This window comes from Dellaglioa sp. CoH-55-MRSF-9 (genome assembly GCF_056782155.1).
The window spans coordinates 60,442-79,618 of record NZ_JBXAYG010000001.1 but is presented as its reverse complement, the minus strand read 5'-3'; the positions used below and the strand labels follow the sequence as shown (position 1 = coordinate 79,618).

Annotated in this window: 14 protein-coding genes; 11 read left to right on the top strand and 3 right to left on the bottom strand. The window is 35.6% G+C overall.

Annotated features, from left to right (window positions below; all coding sequences use genetic code 11):
• Positions 1–173 precede the first annotated feature (173 nt).
• On the top strand, positions 174–1,124 hold the full coding sequence (locus tag AC1RPV_RS00340; protein WP_481760902.1) for a zinc-binding dehydrogenase: 951 nt from the start codon (positions 174–176) through the stop codon (positions 1,122–1,124).
• Between the two features lie 134 nt (positions 1,125–1,258).
• Here the strand turns inward: AC1RPV_RS00340 and AC1RPV_RS00335 are convergent, their stop codons facing one another.
• A complete protein-coding gene (locus AC1RPV_RS00335; RefSeq protein WP_481760901.1) occupies positions 1,259–2,077 on the bottom strand; it encodes a MerR family transcriptional regulator in 819 nt (272 codons plus the stop codon).
• A 94-nt stretch (positions 2,078–2,171) separates the two neighbouring features.
• Between AC1RPV_RS00335 and AC1RPV_RS00330 the strand changes: the two genes are divergently transcribed.
• From AC1RPV_RS00330 to AC1RPV_RS00320, 3 genes are all read left to right on the top strand, one after another.
• A complete protein-coding gene (locus AC1RPV_RS00330; protein WP_481760900.1) occupies positions 2,172–3,491 on the top strand; it encodes a replication-associated recombination protein A in 1,320 nt (439 codons plus the stop codon).
• 159 nt (positions 3,492–3,650) lie between these two features.
• The gene (locus AC1RPV_RS00325; RefSeq protein WP_481760899.1) at positions 3,651–3,941 is read left to right on the top strand and encodes a hypothetical protein; all 291 of its coding nucleotides are present in this window, start codon (positions 3,651–3,653) and stop codon (positions 3,939–3,941) included.
• A gap of 233 nt (positions 3,942–4,174) precedes the next feature.
• Complete coding sequence (locus AC1RPV_RS00320) at positions 4,175–5,317, top strand: low temperature requirement protein A (RefSeq protein ID WP_481760898.1); 1,143 nt, start codon at positions 4,175–4,177, stop codon at positions 5,315–5,317.
• Positions 5,318–5,392: 75 nt separating this feature from the next.
• Here the strand turns inward: AC1RPV_RS00320 and AC1RPV_RS00315 are convergent, their stop codons facing one another.
• Positions 5,393–5,677, bottom strand: coding sequence for a hypothetical protein (locus AC1RPV_RS00315; protein ID WP_481760897.1), 285 nt, complete (start codon positions 5,675–5,677; stop codon positions 5,393–5,395).
• Positions 5,678–6,221: 544 nt separating this feature from the next.
• On the opposite strand from AC1RPV_RS00315, the gene AC1RPV_RS00310 reads away from it, so the two are divergent.
• From AC1RPV_RS00310 to AC1RPV_RS00280, 7 genes are all read left to right on the top strand, one after another.
• On the top strand, positions 6,222–6,527 hold the full coding sequence (locus tag AC1RPV_RS00310) for a PadR family transcriptional regulator (protein WP_409021630.1): 306 nt from the start codon (positions 6,222–6,224) through the stop codon (positions 6,525–6,527).
• A gap of 2 nt (positions 6,528–6,529) precedes the next feature.
• On the top strand, positions 6,530–7,123 hold the full coding sequence (locus tag AC1RPV_RS00305; RefSeq protein WP_481760896.1) for a DUF1700 domain-containing protein: 594 nt from the start codon (positions 6,530–6,532) through the stop codon (positions 7,121–7,123).
• Between the two features lie 387 nt (positions 7,124–7,510).
• Positions 7,511–12,460, top strand: coding sequence for a MucBP domain-containing protein (locus tag AC1RPV_RS00300; RefSeq protein WP_481760895.1), 4,950 nt, complete (start codon positions 7,511–7,513; stop codon positions 12,458–12,460).
• A gap of 350 nt (positions 12,461–12,810) precedes the next feature.
• Complete coding sequence (locus AC1RPV_RS00295; RefSeq protein ID WP_481760894.1) at positions 12,811–12,981, top strand: hypothetical protein; 171 nt, start codon at positions 12,811–12,813, stop codon at positions 12,979–12,981.
• On the top strand, positions 12,978–13,406 hold the full coding sequence (locus tag AC1RPV_RS00290) for a nuclear transport factor 2 family protein (protein ID WP_481760893.1): 429 nt from the start codon (positions 12,978–12,980) through the stop codon (positions 13,404–13,406). Before AC1RPV_RS00295 ends, AC1RPV_RS00290 begins: the two co-directional genes overlap by 4 nt.
• 224 nt (positions 13,407–13,630) lie before the next feature.
• The gene (locus AC1RPV_RS00285; protein ID WP_481760892.1) at positions 13,631–15,052 is read left to right on the top strand and encodes a carboxylesterase family protein; all 1,422 of its coding nucleotides are present in this window, start codon (positions 13,631–13,633) and stop codon (positions 15,050–15,052) included.
• A gap of 349 nt (positions 15,053–15,401) precedes the next feature.
• Positions 15,402–16,526: an MFS transporter gene (locus AC1RPV_RS00280; protein ID WP_481761137.1), complete on the top strand. Its 1,125-nt coding sequence runs from the start codon at positions 15,402–15,404 to the stop codon at positions 16,524–16,526.
• 406 nt (positions 16,527–16,932) lie between these two features.
• Here the strand turns inward: AC1RPV_RS00280 and AC1RPV_RS00275 are convergent, their stop codons facing one another.
• The gene (locus AC1RPV_RS00275) at positions 16,933–19,176 is read right to left on the bottom strand and encodes a DEAD/DEAH box helicase (protein ID WP_481760891.1); all 2,244 of its coding nucleotides are present in this window, start codon (positions 19,174–19,176) and stop codon (positions 16,933–16,935) included.
• Position 19,177 lies beyond the last annotated feature (1 nt).

Here is a 19,177-nt window from a genome sequence, read left to right as displayed (position 1 = left end):
GGCGAAAATCTAAGTATTATGCGGTGTTTTTATTTTAAACAATTTAAATAAAATGCATTTAATCGATATAATTCTATTTGCTGAGCACTCTAACTTGACTGTGACGTAACAAGATAGTATATATTTATGTATATTGTAAATGTATAAAAAATACTTAATGGGGGTTAATTATTATGAAATCAGTTGTTGTAAAAAAATCAGGTGGCCCAGAAGTACTGGAAATTGTCGAACGCTCAATTCCAAATCCAACTCAAAATAAAACAGTTATAAAGATTCATGCTTTTCCAGTACACCGTTATGAGGTGCTAACTAGAGAAGGTGGATCACCTTCAGTTAAATTTCCGAGAGTAATAGGTGTTGAAGCTGTTGGTGAGGTCTATGAGCCTTCACAGGAAAGTAACTTAGAAAAAGGACAAAAGGTCGTAATTTTTATGGGTGGCCTTGGGCGTGAATTTGATGGTAGTTATCAAGAATATGCTTTAGTTCCTGATAATATCATTTATCCTGTAACATTCAATGGAACTTGGATAGAGTTAGCCAGTTATCCTGAAACTTTCTATACTGCTTTTGGGGCTTTAAAAGCAACACGATTTAAGGAAGGTCAATCTTTATTAATTCGTGGTGGAACTACTGGAGTTGGAATGGCTGCGTTATTGTTAGGAAAGGGATTTGGACTTTCTGTATCTAGTACAACAAGGCAAAACAACCGTAAAGAGTTGCTATATACTTTAGGAGCTAATGAAGTCATATTAGATCAAGATAATCATATTGAAACAAGTAACAAATTTGATGTGATAATTGACGTGGTAGGTACTACAACTGTAGAGGATTCCTTAGCACATCTTAAAACAGGAGGGTTTTACACGTTAGTTGGTCAATTGAGTGGGGAATGGTTATGGAAAGACTTTGACCCGTTCATCAACTTGGCGAATAAGTACGCGACAGTTTTTGATTCATCTAATGTTGATAGTTCTATGGTTAATGAGTTGTTTAATATTATTAATGAAAAACAGTTTCACTTTCCGATTTCTAAAGTTTTTAAACTAGATGATATTCAAGACGCTCATCGCTATTTGATGGAAAAAGACCGTCCAATCGGACAGGTTATTGTTACTAACGACTAGAGTGTCAGATTGAATTATTTAACTAATCTAAAAAAGTAGTTTCTAAGTTTCCAATATTTGGGTTCACTTCACATCTTTAGGTAACTTGTCTTCGGTATTAAACCGGAGGAAGGTTGCCTAATTTTTTTTCTTGTCTATTCAATCTTTTCATTCAAAATGGCAAACTCAAGCCAGCCGTATTTTGAGGAACCAGTTTTAATAAGGGTGTCGCCAGAATTAAGCTGCCATAAATAGTCTGCGGTTTTTAACTTATTTTTTTGACAGAATGATTTTAGTTTAGTTAATCCTTGATGGATACCAGCTTCATTGTTTTCCACTAAAATACATGCGTAATTACCTGCATGTTTTTCCATGATTGGGATAAAAACGTCATGATCATCTGTAAGTTTTTCTTTGATAACTCTAAAAGACGCTTCAGCGTAACCGATTGGATTATCAACAGCCAATGTTGTAAAAAATCCAGATTGTGTTGTATCCATAACAGCTAATGCGTCTAATTGTTTATAGAATTCTGAAAATAATTGAGCGACTTCTTCCTCAGTACAACCTACGGATTGACGAGAACACCAAAAAATTGTTTTCATTCGGTTTTCTATCTTGGGCTGATATAGGGTAGTGTCCTTAGTAACAGATTGTTCTTCAATTTTTTTGTTGATAACATTTTTAATTTTAACTAATTCGTCAATCTTTTTATCAATTTTACCTTGAGCATTCAGTAATTGAGGTGTTGGTACGCCTTTTGAATGGATTTTAATTTCCTTGATATCAGCTACTGAAATATCTAAACTACGTAAACCAAGTATAAATAGCAAATCGTATAATTGGTCATAATCATAATAACGATAACCAGATTCGTTTTTTTGGGCAGGTTTAAAAATATTTTCTTGGTCATAAAAGATTAATGTACGGCGAGTTGTGTTAGCTAATTTGGCCATCTCACTTATTTTTAACATATAAGGCTCCTTTATTGTCTGTAACGTAACGGTACAGTGTATGATTAAGTATAACATGAAAAAATTCAGACTTAAAAGAAAGGTGGTTTGATCAATGAAACAGGAATCTCTTTTCTCTAATCAACCTCAAAATTCACCATTAGCCAGTCGAGTTCGACCACGAAAATTAGAAGAATTTGTTGGTCAACAGAATCTACTTGGCCCTAACAAAATATTACGAGAAATTATTGAAAGTGATCAAGTTCCTTCAATGATTTTTTGGGGTCCACCTGGTGTTGGTAAAACAACTTTAGCCGAAATTATAGCAAGTAAAACTGAATCTAATTTTTTAAGCTTTAGTGCAGTTGATAGTAGTATTAGTAAGATAAAAAAAATTATGAAACAAGCGGAGTTAGATTGTGAAATTGGTCAAAAAACCATTGTTTTCGTCGATGAAATACATCGCTTTAATAAAGCACAACAAGATGCATTTTTGCCTTATGTTGAAAGAGGTAGTATTACTTTAATCGGTGCTACAACTGAAAATCCGTCTTTTGAAGTGAATTCAGCGTTATTATCCCGGTGTAAAGTATTTGTACTGCATGCGCTTAAACAGGCAGATATTGTTGTATTAATCGAAAACGCGCTCAGCAACCCGGACGGATTTGAAGAACAAACAATCCACATTAGTTCTGATGAAATTCAAGCGATTGCTAATTTTGCAGATGGTGATGCCAGAATGGCATTAAATACCTTGGAAATGGCAGTTCTGAATGGTGAAAAAGCTGATAATATCGTTACGGTGACGATGGATAATTTAAGCCAATTGATTAATAAAAGATTTGTCCGTTATGATAAAAATGGGGAAGAACACTATAATATAATTTCAGCTTTGCACAAATCGATGCGTAATAGTGATGTCGATGCTGCTATTTATTGGCTGTCCCGAATGCTAGAAGGCGGAGAAGACCCGATATATATAGCACGGCGACTTGTTCGATTTGCAAGTGAAGATATCGGGTTAGCAGATACGAATGCACTCAATGTGACAATTAATGTTTTTCAGGCATGCCAATTCATTGGTATGCCTGAATGTGATGTTCACTTAGTGGAAGCAGTAACCTACTTGTCTCTGGCACCTAAATCAAATGCCGTTTATAAGGCAAGATTAGCTGCAGCTAAAGATGTTAAAACCACGGCCAATGATCCCGTACCATTACAAATACGTAATGCGCCTACCAAATTAATGAAAGATCTAGGGTACGGTAAAGGGTACGAATTAGCTCATTATGCCAAAGATAAGTTAACGACTATGAGTACCATGCCACCTTCCGTAGCAGGACATCGATATTATAAACCAACCAGCGAAGGTAAGGAACGACGTTTTAAAGAGCGTTTAGCCCAAATAAAAGCATGGCACCAAATAAATGGATAGAATAAATAGAAAGTATTTTTGAGATGAGAATACTTCAGACGTAGACAAAGTACTGAGTAATCAGTACTTTGTTTTTTTATATAGGTTGAATGTATTACTTAAGCGTCTTACAACGAAAGTGGATACGAGAAAAACGATTAGTAAAGAGGAGGCATACTAATGGCTAACAATGGGATACCTAGCATAAACGAAGTCGGCATGTTACCAAATTTATTTTTAGTGATTAAATTTCAAGATGGCGTGACTAAGTATGTACGGAGTGAGATAAATAAAAGTGAGATGGAAAGTTTCAAATCGGGAGCAAAGAATAAACTTGGATTTTTAAAATTGACGCCAAAAAATTATTGGATTGGGAATGACATTGTCATTAAAGTGGATAATCATTTTAAAGTGAACGATAAGATCTATGATGGTAATGATATTTATAGGAACGGCAAAGATTCTTATTAATTAAGAGATTCTTTTAAAATATAATCGTTTATTAATTGTATCTACAAAATTAATAAAGGGCCATCTAGATAGTTGCTTCTCTAAAAGTGCTTATCCAGATGGTTCTTTTATTTAGCTATTCATATAGTTCAGATAAATTGGAAAAAGGTGCTATAATAAAATGTCTTTAGTAGTATTTAAACGATTTGTAGAGTAATCTAACTCATTAATTTTAAAAAAACGAGGGAATTAAAATGGTAGAACAAGTCAGAAAAAAGAAAGTTGAATTACCTGAATTATTTTATGATTTAGTCTTTGCATACGCAATTTCACAAGCTACGGATTTACTTCATCATTTTCAAGTAAGCACATCAAGTATGATTAGTGCATTTATTATCTTTTCAGTGGTAATGGTCGTTTTTATTAACACATGGATGATTAAGAGTGTTTTTATTAATCGATATAGAAAAAACTCGATGACTGATATTATTCTTTTTATGATTGATATGGCAATTTTACTTTATATGTCCAATGCTTTTGAGGGGGATATCCATAATTGGTTCCAACCATTTGCAATTGCAACAGGGCTATTATCCACAGTATTAGTTGTTCAATATGGCACGGTATACCTGACAGCTGCTAAAAAGGATGATAAAAAAATTGCTAAACTAATGATGTTGATTGTTGCAACAAGAACATTACTCGTATTTATTGGCTCCTTTTTGCCACTAAACATAGGCATTGCGGTATTCTTGCTGGGTATTGCAGTGAGTTGGATATTACCAGCTCTTGGTGGTTCAGTTTTGAAACTCCACCCACTTAATTTTCCACATATATTAGAGCGTCTAACACTATTAACAATTATTACATTTGGAGAAAGTATTCTCGGTATTGCCTCGTATTTCACCGTTAAAACATTTAATTTTTATTCAATTTTAATATTCATGATTATCGGTGCACTTTTTATGACCTATATTACTCAAATGGATCATTATATTGATGAAAATCGTTCGGGTGAAACAGGTATTCGATTAATTTATATTCATTACTTTGTCTTGTTTGGCTTAAGTTTAGTCACTATTTCGTTAGGTTTTATTAGTGAAATCGAAATACCTAAAAACTTTTCAGTACTATGTCTATATTTAGGTATATCGTTATTTTATTTAGGGTTATTCTTAACCAGTCCGTATAATAAAAAATACTTACGATTGGGTAATGTGGTCATTGGATTCTTTACAACGACAACTATAGTGGGTGTAATATTAAGCTTAATATTTAACAATTTTCCAGAAATTGTGAGTATAACGGTATTAGTGACCATTGCGAACTCTGCAATGTATGTACACTATATGATTAAACGAACGAAACAGAATCAAAGTTATGACATTAAAAACTGAAAACTAGCTGATAAACCTAATTTGGGTTTATCAGCTAGTTTTTTAATTGAAGAATCATTTTTACAGTGTTTATGATTAAAATTGTATATTTAGTAGCAGTATGATTAGAAGGATATAAATGAGAATGATGATAGCAACCAATAGCATTAAAAGGATTGATAATAAGCAGTAAAAAAAATTTTTCTGAAAGAAGGGTAAGTTGAGAATAGAATCTGTAACAGCAGAAAGTCCTAAACCAGCTAAAGATAAGCCGACAATTCCATTTAAAAAGGCAATCCATGGGCCCAATATACAGAGTGCGATACCGATTCTCATTAGCCACTTCACTTGATTGTTATCAGTTTTAAATATTTTTTTCATTGATAGGACCACCCTTCATAATGATATGAATTAATATTTATTTTAATATACTACAAAATTAATTTGATGTAATCTTATCTGTCTTCTTACTGGTTAAATTGATAAGATCGTTTAAAATAGACAAAGATAAAACGAGGTGTTATTATCAATTTGAAAAAAATAATAGCTTTAGTTAGGATATGAAAATGAAAAAATATAAAGATTATATGAATGAAACCCTTTCTGTTCTTGGTAGCCTATCTTTATGTTTAATAATCTTGTCATTCTTTATTAAAGATAGTTTAGTCAGTTCGATTTTTTATGATGTTAGGATTTATCTGTTAGGCATATTCTTATTGAGACCAATTGTACAATACTTTAAAGCAAAAAATAAATAGCCTTACAATGAACTTTTTGGCAGTTCTACAGAGTAAAGCTATTATTAATAATCCACTTAATCGACAATGTTGTCTTACTGACATTGTCGATTTTTTTGGATAAAATAATATATCGTTTGACATTATACTATGTAACGTATAGTATTGATTTTGAAAGGAGTGAGTTGATGAATATACAGATGAAAAAAGGGTTATTAGAATTTTGCGTGTTAGCGACGCTGAGGACATCAGATTCTTATGGTTACCAAATTATTAAAGACACCTCAAGCGTGATTGAACTTTCAGATTCAACTCTTTATCCCATTTTGAAACGACTAGAAAAACAAGGCGCTATTGAGAGTTACAGTGTTGAACACAATGGTCGATTGCGAAAATATTATCACATAACTGAGGCGGGATTAGTAGATATTCAAGAATTTTTAGATGATTGGCAACAGGTAATAAACGTTTACGATTACATAAAGGGAGTGTAACGATGAGTAAGAGAAAATTTATTGTAGAGCTAGAAGAAGAACTTAAACATTATCAAGCGGCAGACATTGATAATACACTTGATTATTATGACGAGATGATTGATGACCGTTTAGAAGCGGGCGAATCTGTGACAGATATTATTCTAAGTTTAGAAAATCCAAGTCAAATTGCGATACGTTTGATTCAAAATGACCGACCAAAAATACAAAAAAAGTTATCGACACCAATAATCGTTTTGATTGTCATTTTACTTATCCTAGGAGCACCTGTATGGGGACCGCTATTGCTGACGGCTGCTATTCTAATTGCCACAGTTTATTTTTTAATATGGTTAGTACCAATGATTGCAGGCGTAATCGCTACCTCATTTATTATCAGTGGCGTGATTAGTTTAGGACTATCGCCATTTGATATGTTTAATCAAGGTTTTAACGTTGGATTGATGCAATTTGGGGTAAGTTTTGTAATTGTAGGTGTTGGTATTTTATTCATCGCAATGACCTGGTATTCAACGAAATATTTAATTAAATATTCGATTAGTCTGACACGCTGGTTAATTCGTTTATTCAGAAGACAATTGAAGGAGGTCGCTTAAAATGATTGAATATATAAGACGTAATTGGTTGAAAATTAGTTTATTTCTGATCTGGTTTGGCGCTATAGTCATGTTTACTAGTTACGCATTATCAGGTTTTGATTTGTCAGTATTTAAATATGAGGGTGAACATAGTTGGTTCCGAACGTTTTATTTCTAAATGACCACGTCTGATTTAATAAATGTGGTAAGTTAGAATTACGGTAGTATAAAAGGGCATTAAAATCCATTTTTAATAGGATTTCGATGCCCTTTTATTTTTTTGGAAAGACGATTAAATAGTGCAAGCCGTAAACGTTTACATAAGATTGTTGTGATGTTACAATTAATTTGTGCCGGGGGCGGCATATTATTTAATAGGTTATTACTTACAAGGGGGCATGACAAATGAAAAAGGGGCTAACTATCGCAACAACAATGATAACGTTGTTCACGCAATTACCATTATCTTCTGTGTTTGCGCAGGACCTTAATCCAACGACAGAAACGTCATCTTCAAAAGCAGCTACGGCGTCAACTGCTAAAAAAGCGACAAAAGCAGAGACAGGTATGACTCGTACTGGAGATACAAATACGGATCTTACAGTTGAAGCACAGAAAGATACGATTGAAGCTGGCCAATTGGCTAATTTTAATTTATATTTTAAAATTTCAGGTAAGAACACCTCATTTACCAATGCCGATATAAAGGTTACGTTACCAAGTAATTTAAATGAAAATATGACATTTACGCAAGATTTATCAGAACTTAAAATTGCGGGCGTCACACCAATTTATGATAAAGATAAAGGTGTATTGAATTATCATTTTGATACGCTTAATGCAAGAACAGCAAATAAAGTAATTATAAAAATAGGAACAGCAAATGGCGCAATTATGCCTAATACAAAATTAGACACAGCAGCAACATTTACTGGAACGGATCAGAATGGCGAAAATAAAAGCTATGATTCTAAAACTTCAATTAATATAACAGCAAATAATAATTATGCTATGACAAATAAAGTTACTAGTATTGAAGGACAAACATATAATAATCCTAATCGTGGCGATATTGTAAACTATGGTGTAGGGGTTAGTGCGCCGAAAAAGGAATTAGGCGCACTGTATGTTAAAGAAGGTTCTAAAGTTAACGTGACCTATAAATTAGGCGCTGGAATAGACTACTATGGTGTAAAAGATGGCGCACAAGAACCGAGTGTCAGTACAGATGGTAGAACATTAACCTGGGAATATACAGCACCAAGTTACGCTGAACAAAAAGCAGCTGTGACTGATTTCTTTGAAAAAAATGTGACTATCCAAGCAAAAGTAACTGACAAGGCTGCCTATTATTCACAGATAACGAATACAGTGAGTTCAACAGCAACTTTCCTTGATGGTAGTGTAAATAGTACAGCACCAATTAAATCAACGGTTATGGTTATGCCCAATGATCCTAAGGAAGTTCCAATTCCAATTCCTGGTGGATCAGCATTTCCAACTAATCATTTAGGACCAAAAGATGGAAACGGTGGCGTGGCATCAGCTACATTAATTGACCCGGATGTGACAGTTAACGATGATGCTTATCTAAGTTATGGATTAACATTATCCTCACAAAATGCGACATCACCTTATATTGGATTTTCTTATTATAATATTTATTATGATGTGGATACGCATTTAAATCTTGATAGTTTTACAACGGGTAATTTTTATTACATGCCAAACAATAATTTACCAACTTTTTCACCAACAAAAGCTAAAGTACCATTTGCTATGTTGGTAAAATACGAAACAGATGGAAAAGTTGATGATAACTGGACATTACTCAATATGGATATGAAGACTAACGCCAATTACACACGTGCTCAGTTAGGTATTCCGGATGGGAAAAAAGTGGCTAATATTTGGCTGTGGTTCCATGATGAGAAGATAACAAAAGTTCCAGCAAATAGAGACATAGCTGCATCTGCAACCTATGATCCAGAAAGTAAAAAAACCGTTAAAATGGCTCCAGCTGGATTGTATAATAGCGGGATGAAAGTTAACGCAACGATTGATAAAGGATTCACTGGTCAAATAACTAATAAAATGGATATGACTTTCTATGGCGTTCAGGCACCTGATGAAACAGGTTTTGAAGCAGCTCGATATGTTGATTACACATCTAACCCATGGGCAGAGGCATTTAAGGGTGAAAATGGTCAGGTTTATACAGATCGAATTGCGCCTCGTCACGTTGAAGTCGCAGCAAAAACAACCGGTGAAACAAAAGTTGTTAAAGCTTCAGTTAGTTTACTAAATACAGTCGGAAGTACAGTTAATGAAGGTGAAAATACTGTCTTAACTTCAATAGAAAATAATAAGGCATCAATTTCACCTTTATCAGGACCTTATCTGAGTTATGTGCTATTACCAACAGGTGTAACGTTCAAAGAAAGCGTTGCTTCAACGAACTATAGCGCTGAATTATATGATAAGGATTACAAAGGTACTGGAAGACAACTCGTTAAAGTAACAATGAATGGCGACAAATTAGTAGCCGGTAAATTCCTTAATGGTCAATTTAAAATTAATATTTCAAAAGATGCGACACCTAATATGACATTTAACATGACAGGAACAATTGGTGATACTGATTATACAGCTGTGAAACCGACAGGTGATGAACCACTTTTAACGGATACAGTAAAATCTGTTGATACAGATGATATTGATAAAGATGGTAAAACAGACACACCAATTATTAAAACAGGTAATTCATATGTGTTAAATCAAGAATCAAATATTGATGTTGATGCAAGTATTAAAGGTGATAAAGATGATAAGTTTGGCGATTTAGGTAATGTTACAGTCGGCAAAAAAGCCACTTATCAAGCAACATTAACAAATAATACAGATGATAAAATTACATCAATGCAGTTCTTAGATGTTTTACCATCTGTCGGAGATTCAAATATTACCGATGGTGCAGCACGTAATTCGGCTTATGAAATGAAATTAGATGGGGCCATTACTTTACCAAGTGCATGGGAAAATAAGATGACTGTTTTATATAGTACATCTAAAAATCCTAAACGTGCCGGTATATTAGATAAGAATACAAATTATCCAGCAGGAACGGCTAAAATTGTTGACCCAACTGGGGCTGAAGATGCAACTTGGGTAACAGCTGATAAAGTAGCTGATTGGTCAACCATTCATTCATACAAAATTACGCTTAATGACGGAGTTGAATGGGCCCAAGGTAAGGGAGTTACATTATCATTTGATCTAGTTGCGCCTAAAGAATCTGAAATTTCAGATTCAACATTAATTAGTAATAAACCAGCTGAAACAACGAAAGTGTCACGCGCTGTTCAAGAAACACGTGGTGCTTACAACAGTTTTGGTATCGCAATTAACAAGTTGCAAGTTGTTGAAACTGGTGCAATAGGCACACAATTAATTCGTGCTAGCGCTGATGTTACTGCAAATTATGTAGATGTAGATGGTAATAAACTTGCTGATGATGTTGTCCAAAGTGGGTACTTCGATGATCCATATACGACAACTCAAAAAGAGATTTCAGGTTACGACTTTGTAAAAGTAGAAGGTAACGTTTCTGGTAAGTTTGGGGCTGATGCAGTAACAGTTAACTATGTTTATAAGAAAACTTCTGCACCAGTGACTGTTAAATATGTCGATGAAAATGGTAAATCGGTAGCTGATTCAAAAGAACTTACTGGTGATTTTGGTGATGTTTATACATCAGATGCTGCTGTTATTTCAGGATGGACATTGAAAGAAACACCAAGTAACGCAAGTGGTAAGTTTACTGCTGATAAACAAACAGTCACATATGTCTACGAAAGAGCGGATGCGGCTGACGTTACAGTTAAGTATGTCGATGCAGATGGAAAAGAATTAGCAACATCAGATGTACTTTCAGGAAAAGTATCAAATCCATACAGTACAACTGCTAAAAATATTTCAGGATGGACGTTGAAAGAAACACCAACGAATGCAAGTGGGACATTTACAGAGACCGCACAAACAGTCACATATGTGTATGAAAAAGCGGATGCAGCTGATATCACGGTTAAATACGTTGATGTAGACGGAAATGAATTAGCTAAATCAGATGTGCTTTCAGGAAAAGTATCAAATCCATATAGTACAACCGCTAAAAATATTTCAGGATGGACATTAAAAGAAATACCTGAAAACGCAACGGGAGTATTTACGGATAAAGCTCAGACAGTTAAGTATGTGTATGAAAAAGCAGATGCTGTCCCTGTTACAGTTAGATATGTTGATGGAAGTGGGAATGATTTAACTAAAGCTGATACGCTTTCAGGAAAAGTTGGGGATGCTTATACAACTGATGCCAAAGTATTATCAGGTTGGACGTTAAAAGAAGTACCAAAGAATGCACAAGGAATATTCACAGATGCTGCACAAACGGTTACGTATGTGTATGAAAAAGCAGATGCAGCTGATGTGACGGTCAAATATGTAGATGGAAAAGGTAACGAGTTAGCAACATCAGATGTTTTATCTGGTAAAATTGACGCTGACTACAAGACAACCGCTAAGGAATTAGTAGGTTGGACGTTAAAAGAAACGCCAAGTAACGCCAACGGAACATTTACGGATAAAGCCCAAACAGTTACGTATGTGTATGAAAAAACAGATGCTGAAGCTGTAACAGTTAAGTATGTAGATGAAAAAGGCAACGAGCTAGCAACACCAGATAATCTTTCTGGTAAATTAGGAGATTCATACAAGACAACTGCTAAACGTATTGCAGGTTGGAATGTTAAAACGACTCCTAAAAATGCAGAAGGAACATTTACAGATAAGACTCAAACAGTTACGTATGTTTATACGAGATCAGCTGCTAAAGATGTCACTGTAAAATATGTTGATAAAGATGGTAATGAATTATCAGCTTCAGTAACATTCTCTGGTAAGATTGGTGACGCATATACATCTAAAGAGAAACAACTTTCAGGTTGGATGTTGAAAGAGGCGCCAAGTAATGCTAAAGGTATCTTCACGGATACGGCACAAACAGTCACGTATGTTTATGTTAAAGATGAAGATAAAACAGTAGTGACACCGCCGGTAACACCACCAACAGATAATTCAAAAGGAAATACAACAACAGAAACGTTGACGGATGTTCCTGAAGGAAACACTCACTCAAATACAGTAAGCAAAGCAAATAATACAAAGAGTGATACAGGAAATCTTCCTCAAACAAATGAGGCAACAAGTCTTTTGGTAACGTTATTAGGTGCTGCATTACTCGCAACATCAGTTATCTTTATGATAGGTAGAAAAAAATCAAAAAAGGCTAAAAAGTAAAATTCTAAGATTATAGAATGAGTAGAAGAAGTCTTAAGACCCCTATGTCAACGAGTGTTGGTGGGTAAATTTTGGAAAGACCAATTCATTTTCGAATTGGTCTTTCTTTTTTTATTTTCAAAGAGAATTCAAACATAATTCGGTCGTGTAAATGTTGCCAACACCAATAAATGGTATCAAAATGAAGAATAATGTTAACGCGGGAATTATTCTTAAAAATTGTAACCTGTTACGCTTAAGGATAGTCAATATACTTAAGCGGATTCAATTAATGCTTTTTGGTTGACTGTGACGTAACGAGATAGTCTATGTTGATAATATACCGCAAGTACTAATTATTGAGGCTGTTGATGAAGCTTATGCCACTTCAAAAAAAGTCAATTAAAAAAAGATCAGCAGGTTTTTATCATGATGGGGGGTTCAGTAGAGACCTTGAAAAGGTATTCAAACTGGGAGATATTCAAGAGGCACATCGCTATGGCATGAAATCTGACCAATTTATAAATAAGGAGAAAAAATGATTAATACAAATAACAAATTAAATGAAGAGATTATTGCACTAGAAAAGGGTGCGTTGGATAAGTGGTTCAAAGGGGACACTTCGGGTTACCTAAATATTTGGTCACAAAAACAGTTTTCGTATTTTGACGGTGCTGTTAAAAGACGTGTTGATAGTTATGAAGACATAAAAGAATCAGTTTTAGCTAATGTTGAAGGAAAACTATTTGCTGACAGTTACGATTTTGAATATCCACGAGTGCAAGCAGTCGATGATATGGCTGTTTTAACATATCAACTATATGCAAAAACGACGTTGATTGATATGCAATACAATTGTATTGAAGTTTATCAAAAAGAAGAAGATGGCTGGAAAGTAATCCACTCAACTTGGTCATTTATTCGACCAATGGATATGGATTTTGGTAAAGCTAAAAGTATTGTTTAAAAAGGTGAAGTTAACCTTTATTCACGATATACTGAAACAGTTCTCTTAACTATTTTGAAGGCACAAAATATACACAATTAGTGATTTACAAAAGAATGCCGACAAAATAGAGTTTGCTTCGCATTGACCTTGATGTTGCGAAAAAGTTTTACAAGAATAATTATTAATACAAATCGGAATAATCAGTCAGATAACATAAATAATTTAAATTGGAGTAGATAGAAATGACGACACATAAAGTACACAGTTGGTTAGGCGTTCCCTATGCCAAAGCTGAAAGATTTGCTGAACCAGAGTTGGTTCCTTTTGATGAAACAAAGCAGTATGTTAAGTATGGACCAGCACCTTTGCAGGCTGGCGATACAAGTTGGCTGGGAGCCGTTAGCGGACTTAGCGAAGATTGTCTAAACCTTAATATTTGGGCCCCTGAAGACATGGGGGAGGAACCATTACCAGTTGTTGTTTATATTTTTGGTGGTGGCTGGGTGTTAGGATCAAATACACAAGCAGTTTCTGACGTATCAGGACTAGCTAGTACTGGTCGTGTGATAGGCGTTTCTATTAATTATCGCCTTGGACCGTTTGGTTGGTTATCACTAGCACAGTATGGTGGTAAATTAAAAGATGCAACTAACCTTGGTCTTAAAGATATAATAACGGCTCTTAAATGGATTCAAAAAAATATTGCTTATTTTGGCGGTGATGCTAATAATGTCACAGTTACGGGACATAGTGCAGGTGCTTTTTCATCATTAGAACTATTATCAGCGCCTAGTGCTGACAATCTTTATCATCATTTAGCAGCTTTTTCTGGTATGCCTTCTCGATTAGTGCCTCAATGGGTGGCGCAAGAGCGTGCTCTAAAAGTGTTAAAACATTTTGACTGTGTTAATAATCCAGAGCACTTATTACAGGTCGATGCTTATGAATTAGCTGAAGCAATGAATGCAACTCAATCACCTGATCCGGGTACTCCACATGGCATTGACAATGATGTGATAGCTGTTACTGACGATAGTCAACTAATAAATGGGGTTATAGCTGATCACCCGATGCATGTTCTTGAATCTGGGAAACACAAAGATGTAGATATTCTATTTAGTAGTACCACAGAAGAAACTTTTTATTGGGTCTTAAATCGGACAAAAGATTTTGATCCAGTGACCCTTGACAGGCTTACAGAGCAATTTGCCCACAGTATGCGTATTCCTTTATCTAGAGCCCAGCAAGTAATCAATTCCTTTGCTGATGATACTTTGAAGCCTGTAGAGGTAAGGGGATTATTATTAACGCATTTATCCTTTACATTACCTCAAATTCGTGGAGCAGTGGCTCATGCTAATGCAGGTGGAACATCACATGTGTTAGTTGTTGCACCTGTCAAAGGAGCGGAAGTCGCTGTCCATGGAACAGAGATGTACGGCATTGTTGGACAGATTAGCCCTAATGCCAGTCAAGAACAAATTGATCGGGACAATTATATTAAAGACACGTTATTAGATATGGCGGAAGGTCATTCCGATCTTACTTGGGACGCTGTTAAAGTAGATAAAATAAGTGCTAAAGGAATTGGAAACATGCCTTATAATGCTACAGAACATAGTTTGGATATTCTTGAAATATTTAAAGGAATAGACCGTCCTTAATAGTTTATAGCAAAAAGTGGAGGTCAATTCATTGTTGGCTAGCTGACTCAAATTGGTGTTTTTTGGAGATAACAAGTATGACAACAGTTTAAAGATGTGTTGGCTTCTCGCTTCCGCAGACGACCGAAAGCTAAAACTAGCGGTGATTGTTTTTGATAGCAAGACATAATTTTTTGACCTTTTAAATTTTGTTCGGATTAATTATAGATTTTGCATTTCTGAATAATTGGTGGAGAAAACTATATATTATTGTGAAACATTTGAGGATTTTCTTGGACTTAGAACGAATAAAGGGAGATACAAGGACTTGGACCGAAAAACATTTATTTCTAAAGACGTTATTTATGTAATGATAGCCACTTTTTTCTATCAATTTAGTATTCAGTCGGTAAATCCGTTAATCAGTGGCTATGTTACACATTTAGGTATTACTAGTACTCTAGCAGGTTTAATTGTTGGTATTATGAGTATTACTTCATTATTTTTAAGACCTATTGCTGGAAATCTTACCGATAAAATATCAAAATATGGGTTAACATTTATTGGTGGTATTCTATGTGCCATTAGTGATTTTGGATATATGTTTTCTTTTAATACTGCTTGGTTATTCTTTTTTAGAGTCATTAATGGGGTTGGTTTTGTCTTATGCACTGTATGCTTGGCAACCTGGTTGGCTTTCTTGGTGCCGCGCCAACGTGTTGGTGCGGCGATGGGGTATTATGGGTTGGTAAACGCTCTTTCTATGGCAGTTGCCCCAGTTTTGTCACTTGAGATATATCAAAAAGTAGGGTATAAAATGATTTTTCTTTTGGCCGCTGTCAGTGCGATTGCCGTGGTAATCACAATTCAGTTTATTGATAATCGAGCCATGCCATCTTTCGTTCGTAAGGAAGCGACACATTTTAAGCTGATTCAACGAAGTGCATTACCAGTTGCATCAATTTTTGCTTTAATTTCTATTCCATATTTTGCGGTCCAGGCTGACATTGTAATGTATGTTCGAGCAAGTAATCTAAATATTACTGTTAGCTTATTTTTTGTAATTTATTCAATTGTTTTGATTTTTAGTCGAATTTTATTAAAAAACTATTTTGACAGTATTCCCTTTGGTGTTTGGTTTTATATCTGTATGATTGTGACTGTGGGCTATCTTTTTTTCTTAACCATAATGCATAACAATTTAGAGATGGCGTTAGCTGCGGCTTTGATGGCCATTGGGTTTGGAACAATGGTTTCTGTTTGCCAGTCTACAGCTCTATTATTAGCGCCTTTGCAAGAACAGGGGCTGGCTACTGCAACTTACTATTTGGGGAGTGACATAGGAATGTCTTTAGGACCAATTCTAGGTGGCATTATTACAAATATTTTACCAATAAAATTACTTTTTCCAGTTATGATTTTAATTGTTCCAGTAGCTTTTAGTATCTATTTTTTTAATCATAAGAATTTGAACAGTGCGATTAGACATGATTAGTACTAGGAAAAATGTGATGAACTTAATTTGAATAGTCTCGGAAACTTTCAAGTTTTCAAAAAAAGAAGGCTCGTAATGCGAGCCTTCTTTTTTATACATATATATTAAAGAAAATGATGTTGTTTGTGTGTCTGTTACGGCGCCAATTTAAGCGATCATTTATAAATGTTTAGTTGTCAAAGCCAAGGATGCTTATCCGCATCATGATAAGCATATTTCGATGAAGTATATGATGCATTTACATTTGATAACAACGTATGATGAGCAAGCATTTACCTTAGAGAAATTAAAAAAACATGGCGCGACCTCTATCAGAGGACCACGTCATGTGCCGGATGATTTAGTAGCGTTGTTGAAGTAGATAACTAATTAGTTTATTATCACATTGATACTTTAGAATCTCTGTTTAGAGATGTTTTTGCCAACTAAGCACGCGATTTTGCATTCCTTTGAGATCTAAGATACCGTTTGCAAATCCTTTACGAATTAATTCTTCTGGTACATATTCATCATATTTTTCAAAAACAGGCACTTCTTTTTCATATACCAATGCCAAAGGATCAAAATCGGTAGCTGCTTCTTCTGCTACGATTTTATAAAATTCTGCTTCACTGACAGACATGGTAAATTGTAGGTAATATGGTCGTGATGAATTCATGCCTTTCAACCCAAGACGTTTACCACAACGGATTTTCAGAAACCGCTCAAGCGCAAGGAACGCGTAACTGCCAAGCCATGGAAACAATGCCCACATTTTGCCACCAAGATGAACCAGTGGACGATTAGCCATTTCTGCCTTTTTAAACGTTTCTCTGGCTTCTGCTAGACGGCCTCTAGCTTGTGGCATTAAGTAGGAATAGTCTTTTTGCTCTGCAAGGACATCGTGCATACGTTCTAGGATTCTGGTGTGAATATCCCCAGCGACATCTCCAAAGTAGGCTGGTTTGTTACCTTTAACGAGCGTACAGTATACCTCACGACGTTTGTGATCAACTTCATCGACAACCCATACACGTCCTGCTATGGCAATCTTGTCACTGACTGGTGGTGGCTTGACAATTGTACCTAACTCTTCTGATCCTGCACGGACTGTATATTCGATGTTTTCTTGAAAGACCCCATAAAATTTGTAGTTGTTAACAATACGTTCACCAGCAAGACCAACAATTACACCGCCATTTTCGGTACGATTGATATGATCGATTGTGATCAGATGACGCAGTAAAGTTCCGAAGTCCTCTTGATTAATTCGATGAAAAGCAGAAAGCGTTAGGACGCGTGAAGCAAGTTCAGCAAGTGTCATTTCGCCAGATGATGCCAATGTACTCATTGTTTGGTGATAAAGCAGGGAAAAAGGCAATTTGTCTGTTTTGGGTGGTTCTACAAAACGTTCTTCGATATATAATTGTACGAGAGCGATACCCTGAATAAGGTACCAGGGCACCAAATCTGGTAGCATAGCACGAGCTTCTGGGTGGTCTTCGCGCATAACAAACCACATTTCAGAAGGGTCACCTCTTCTGCCGGTTCTGCCCATACGCTGTAAAAATCCGGAAACCGTAAATGGTGCATCTAGCTGAAAGGCGCGTTCTAGTCTACCAATGTCGATACCAAGTTCTAGTGTTGCGGTGGCACAGACGCTCATGAGAGAATCAGCATCTTTCATGGCTTCTTCAGCACTTTCTCGATAGGCTGTTGAAAGGTTTCCGTGATGAATAAGAAAACGATCCGGTTCGTTGTTGACTTCACAGTACTGCCGTAAATTTTGACAGACTAATTCACACTCTTCTCGCGAGTTAGTAAAAATGAGGCATTTTTTGCCACGTGTATGTTCAAAAATATAGCCTATACCTGGATTTGCTGCCTTTGGAGCTTTATCTGTGGCAGGTTCTAAAGCAGAGGTAGGTGGGGCTGTTATCACGCTATTTATCGTCTCGTTAGCTTGTGGTTCTGAATTAAAAAAGTGTTCGATTGACAGTCGCCATACTTCTTTTCCACCGTCAAACTTTGGGATGATAGTTTCTCTGCCACTACCTGCGGCAAGAAATTTACCCGCTGCTTTTGGATTTCCGATTGTAGCTGATAATCCTATTCGTCTTGGATTACTGCCCGATAGTCGACAGAGGCGTTCAATTAGCGAAAAGGTTTGTCCACCACGATCCGAACGTAAAAGTGAATGTATCTCATCAATGACAATAAAGCGTAAATCACCAAAAAGGGCAGGGATTTCCATAGACTTGTTTATCATCAAAGCCTCTAAGGACTCCGGTGTAATTTGTAAAATACCGGCTGGTTTGCGTAGTAATTTTTGCTTTTGACTTCGAGGGGCATCCCCATGCCAACGTGTGACTGGAATATCAGCTTCTTCACAAAGCTCATTTAATCGACCAAATTGGTCATTGATCAAAGCCTTTAAGGGGGCAATATACAGTACTCCAACTGAGCTTGATGGTTGTTCATCAAGTAGGCTTAGAATAGGGAAAAAAGCAGCTTCCGTTTTCCCAGAAGCAGTAGATGCCGTTAAAAGAACATTCTTATCTGTGTTAAAAATGGCATCTCCGGCCGCATTTTGAACAGCGCGCAGGGTTCGCCAGCCAGACCGGTAAATGTAGTCTTGAATAAAAGGCGCATATCGGTTATATATATCCATG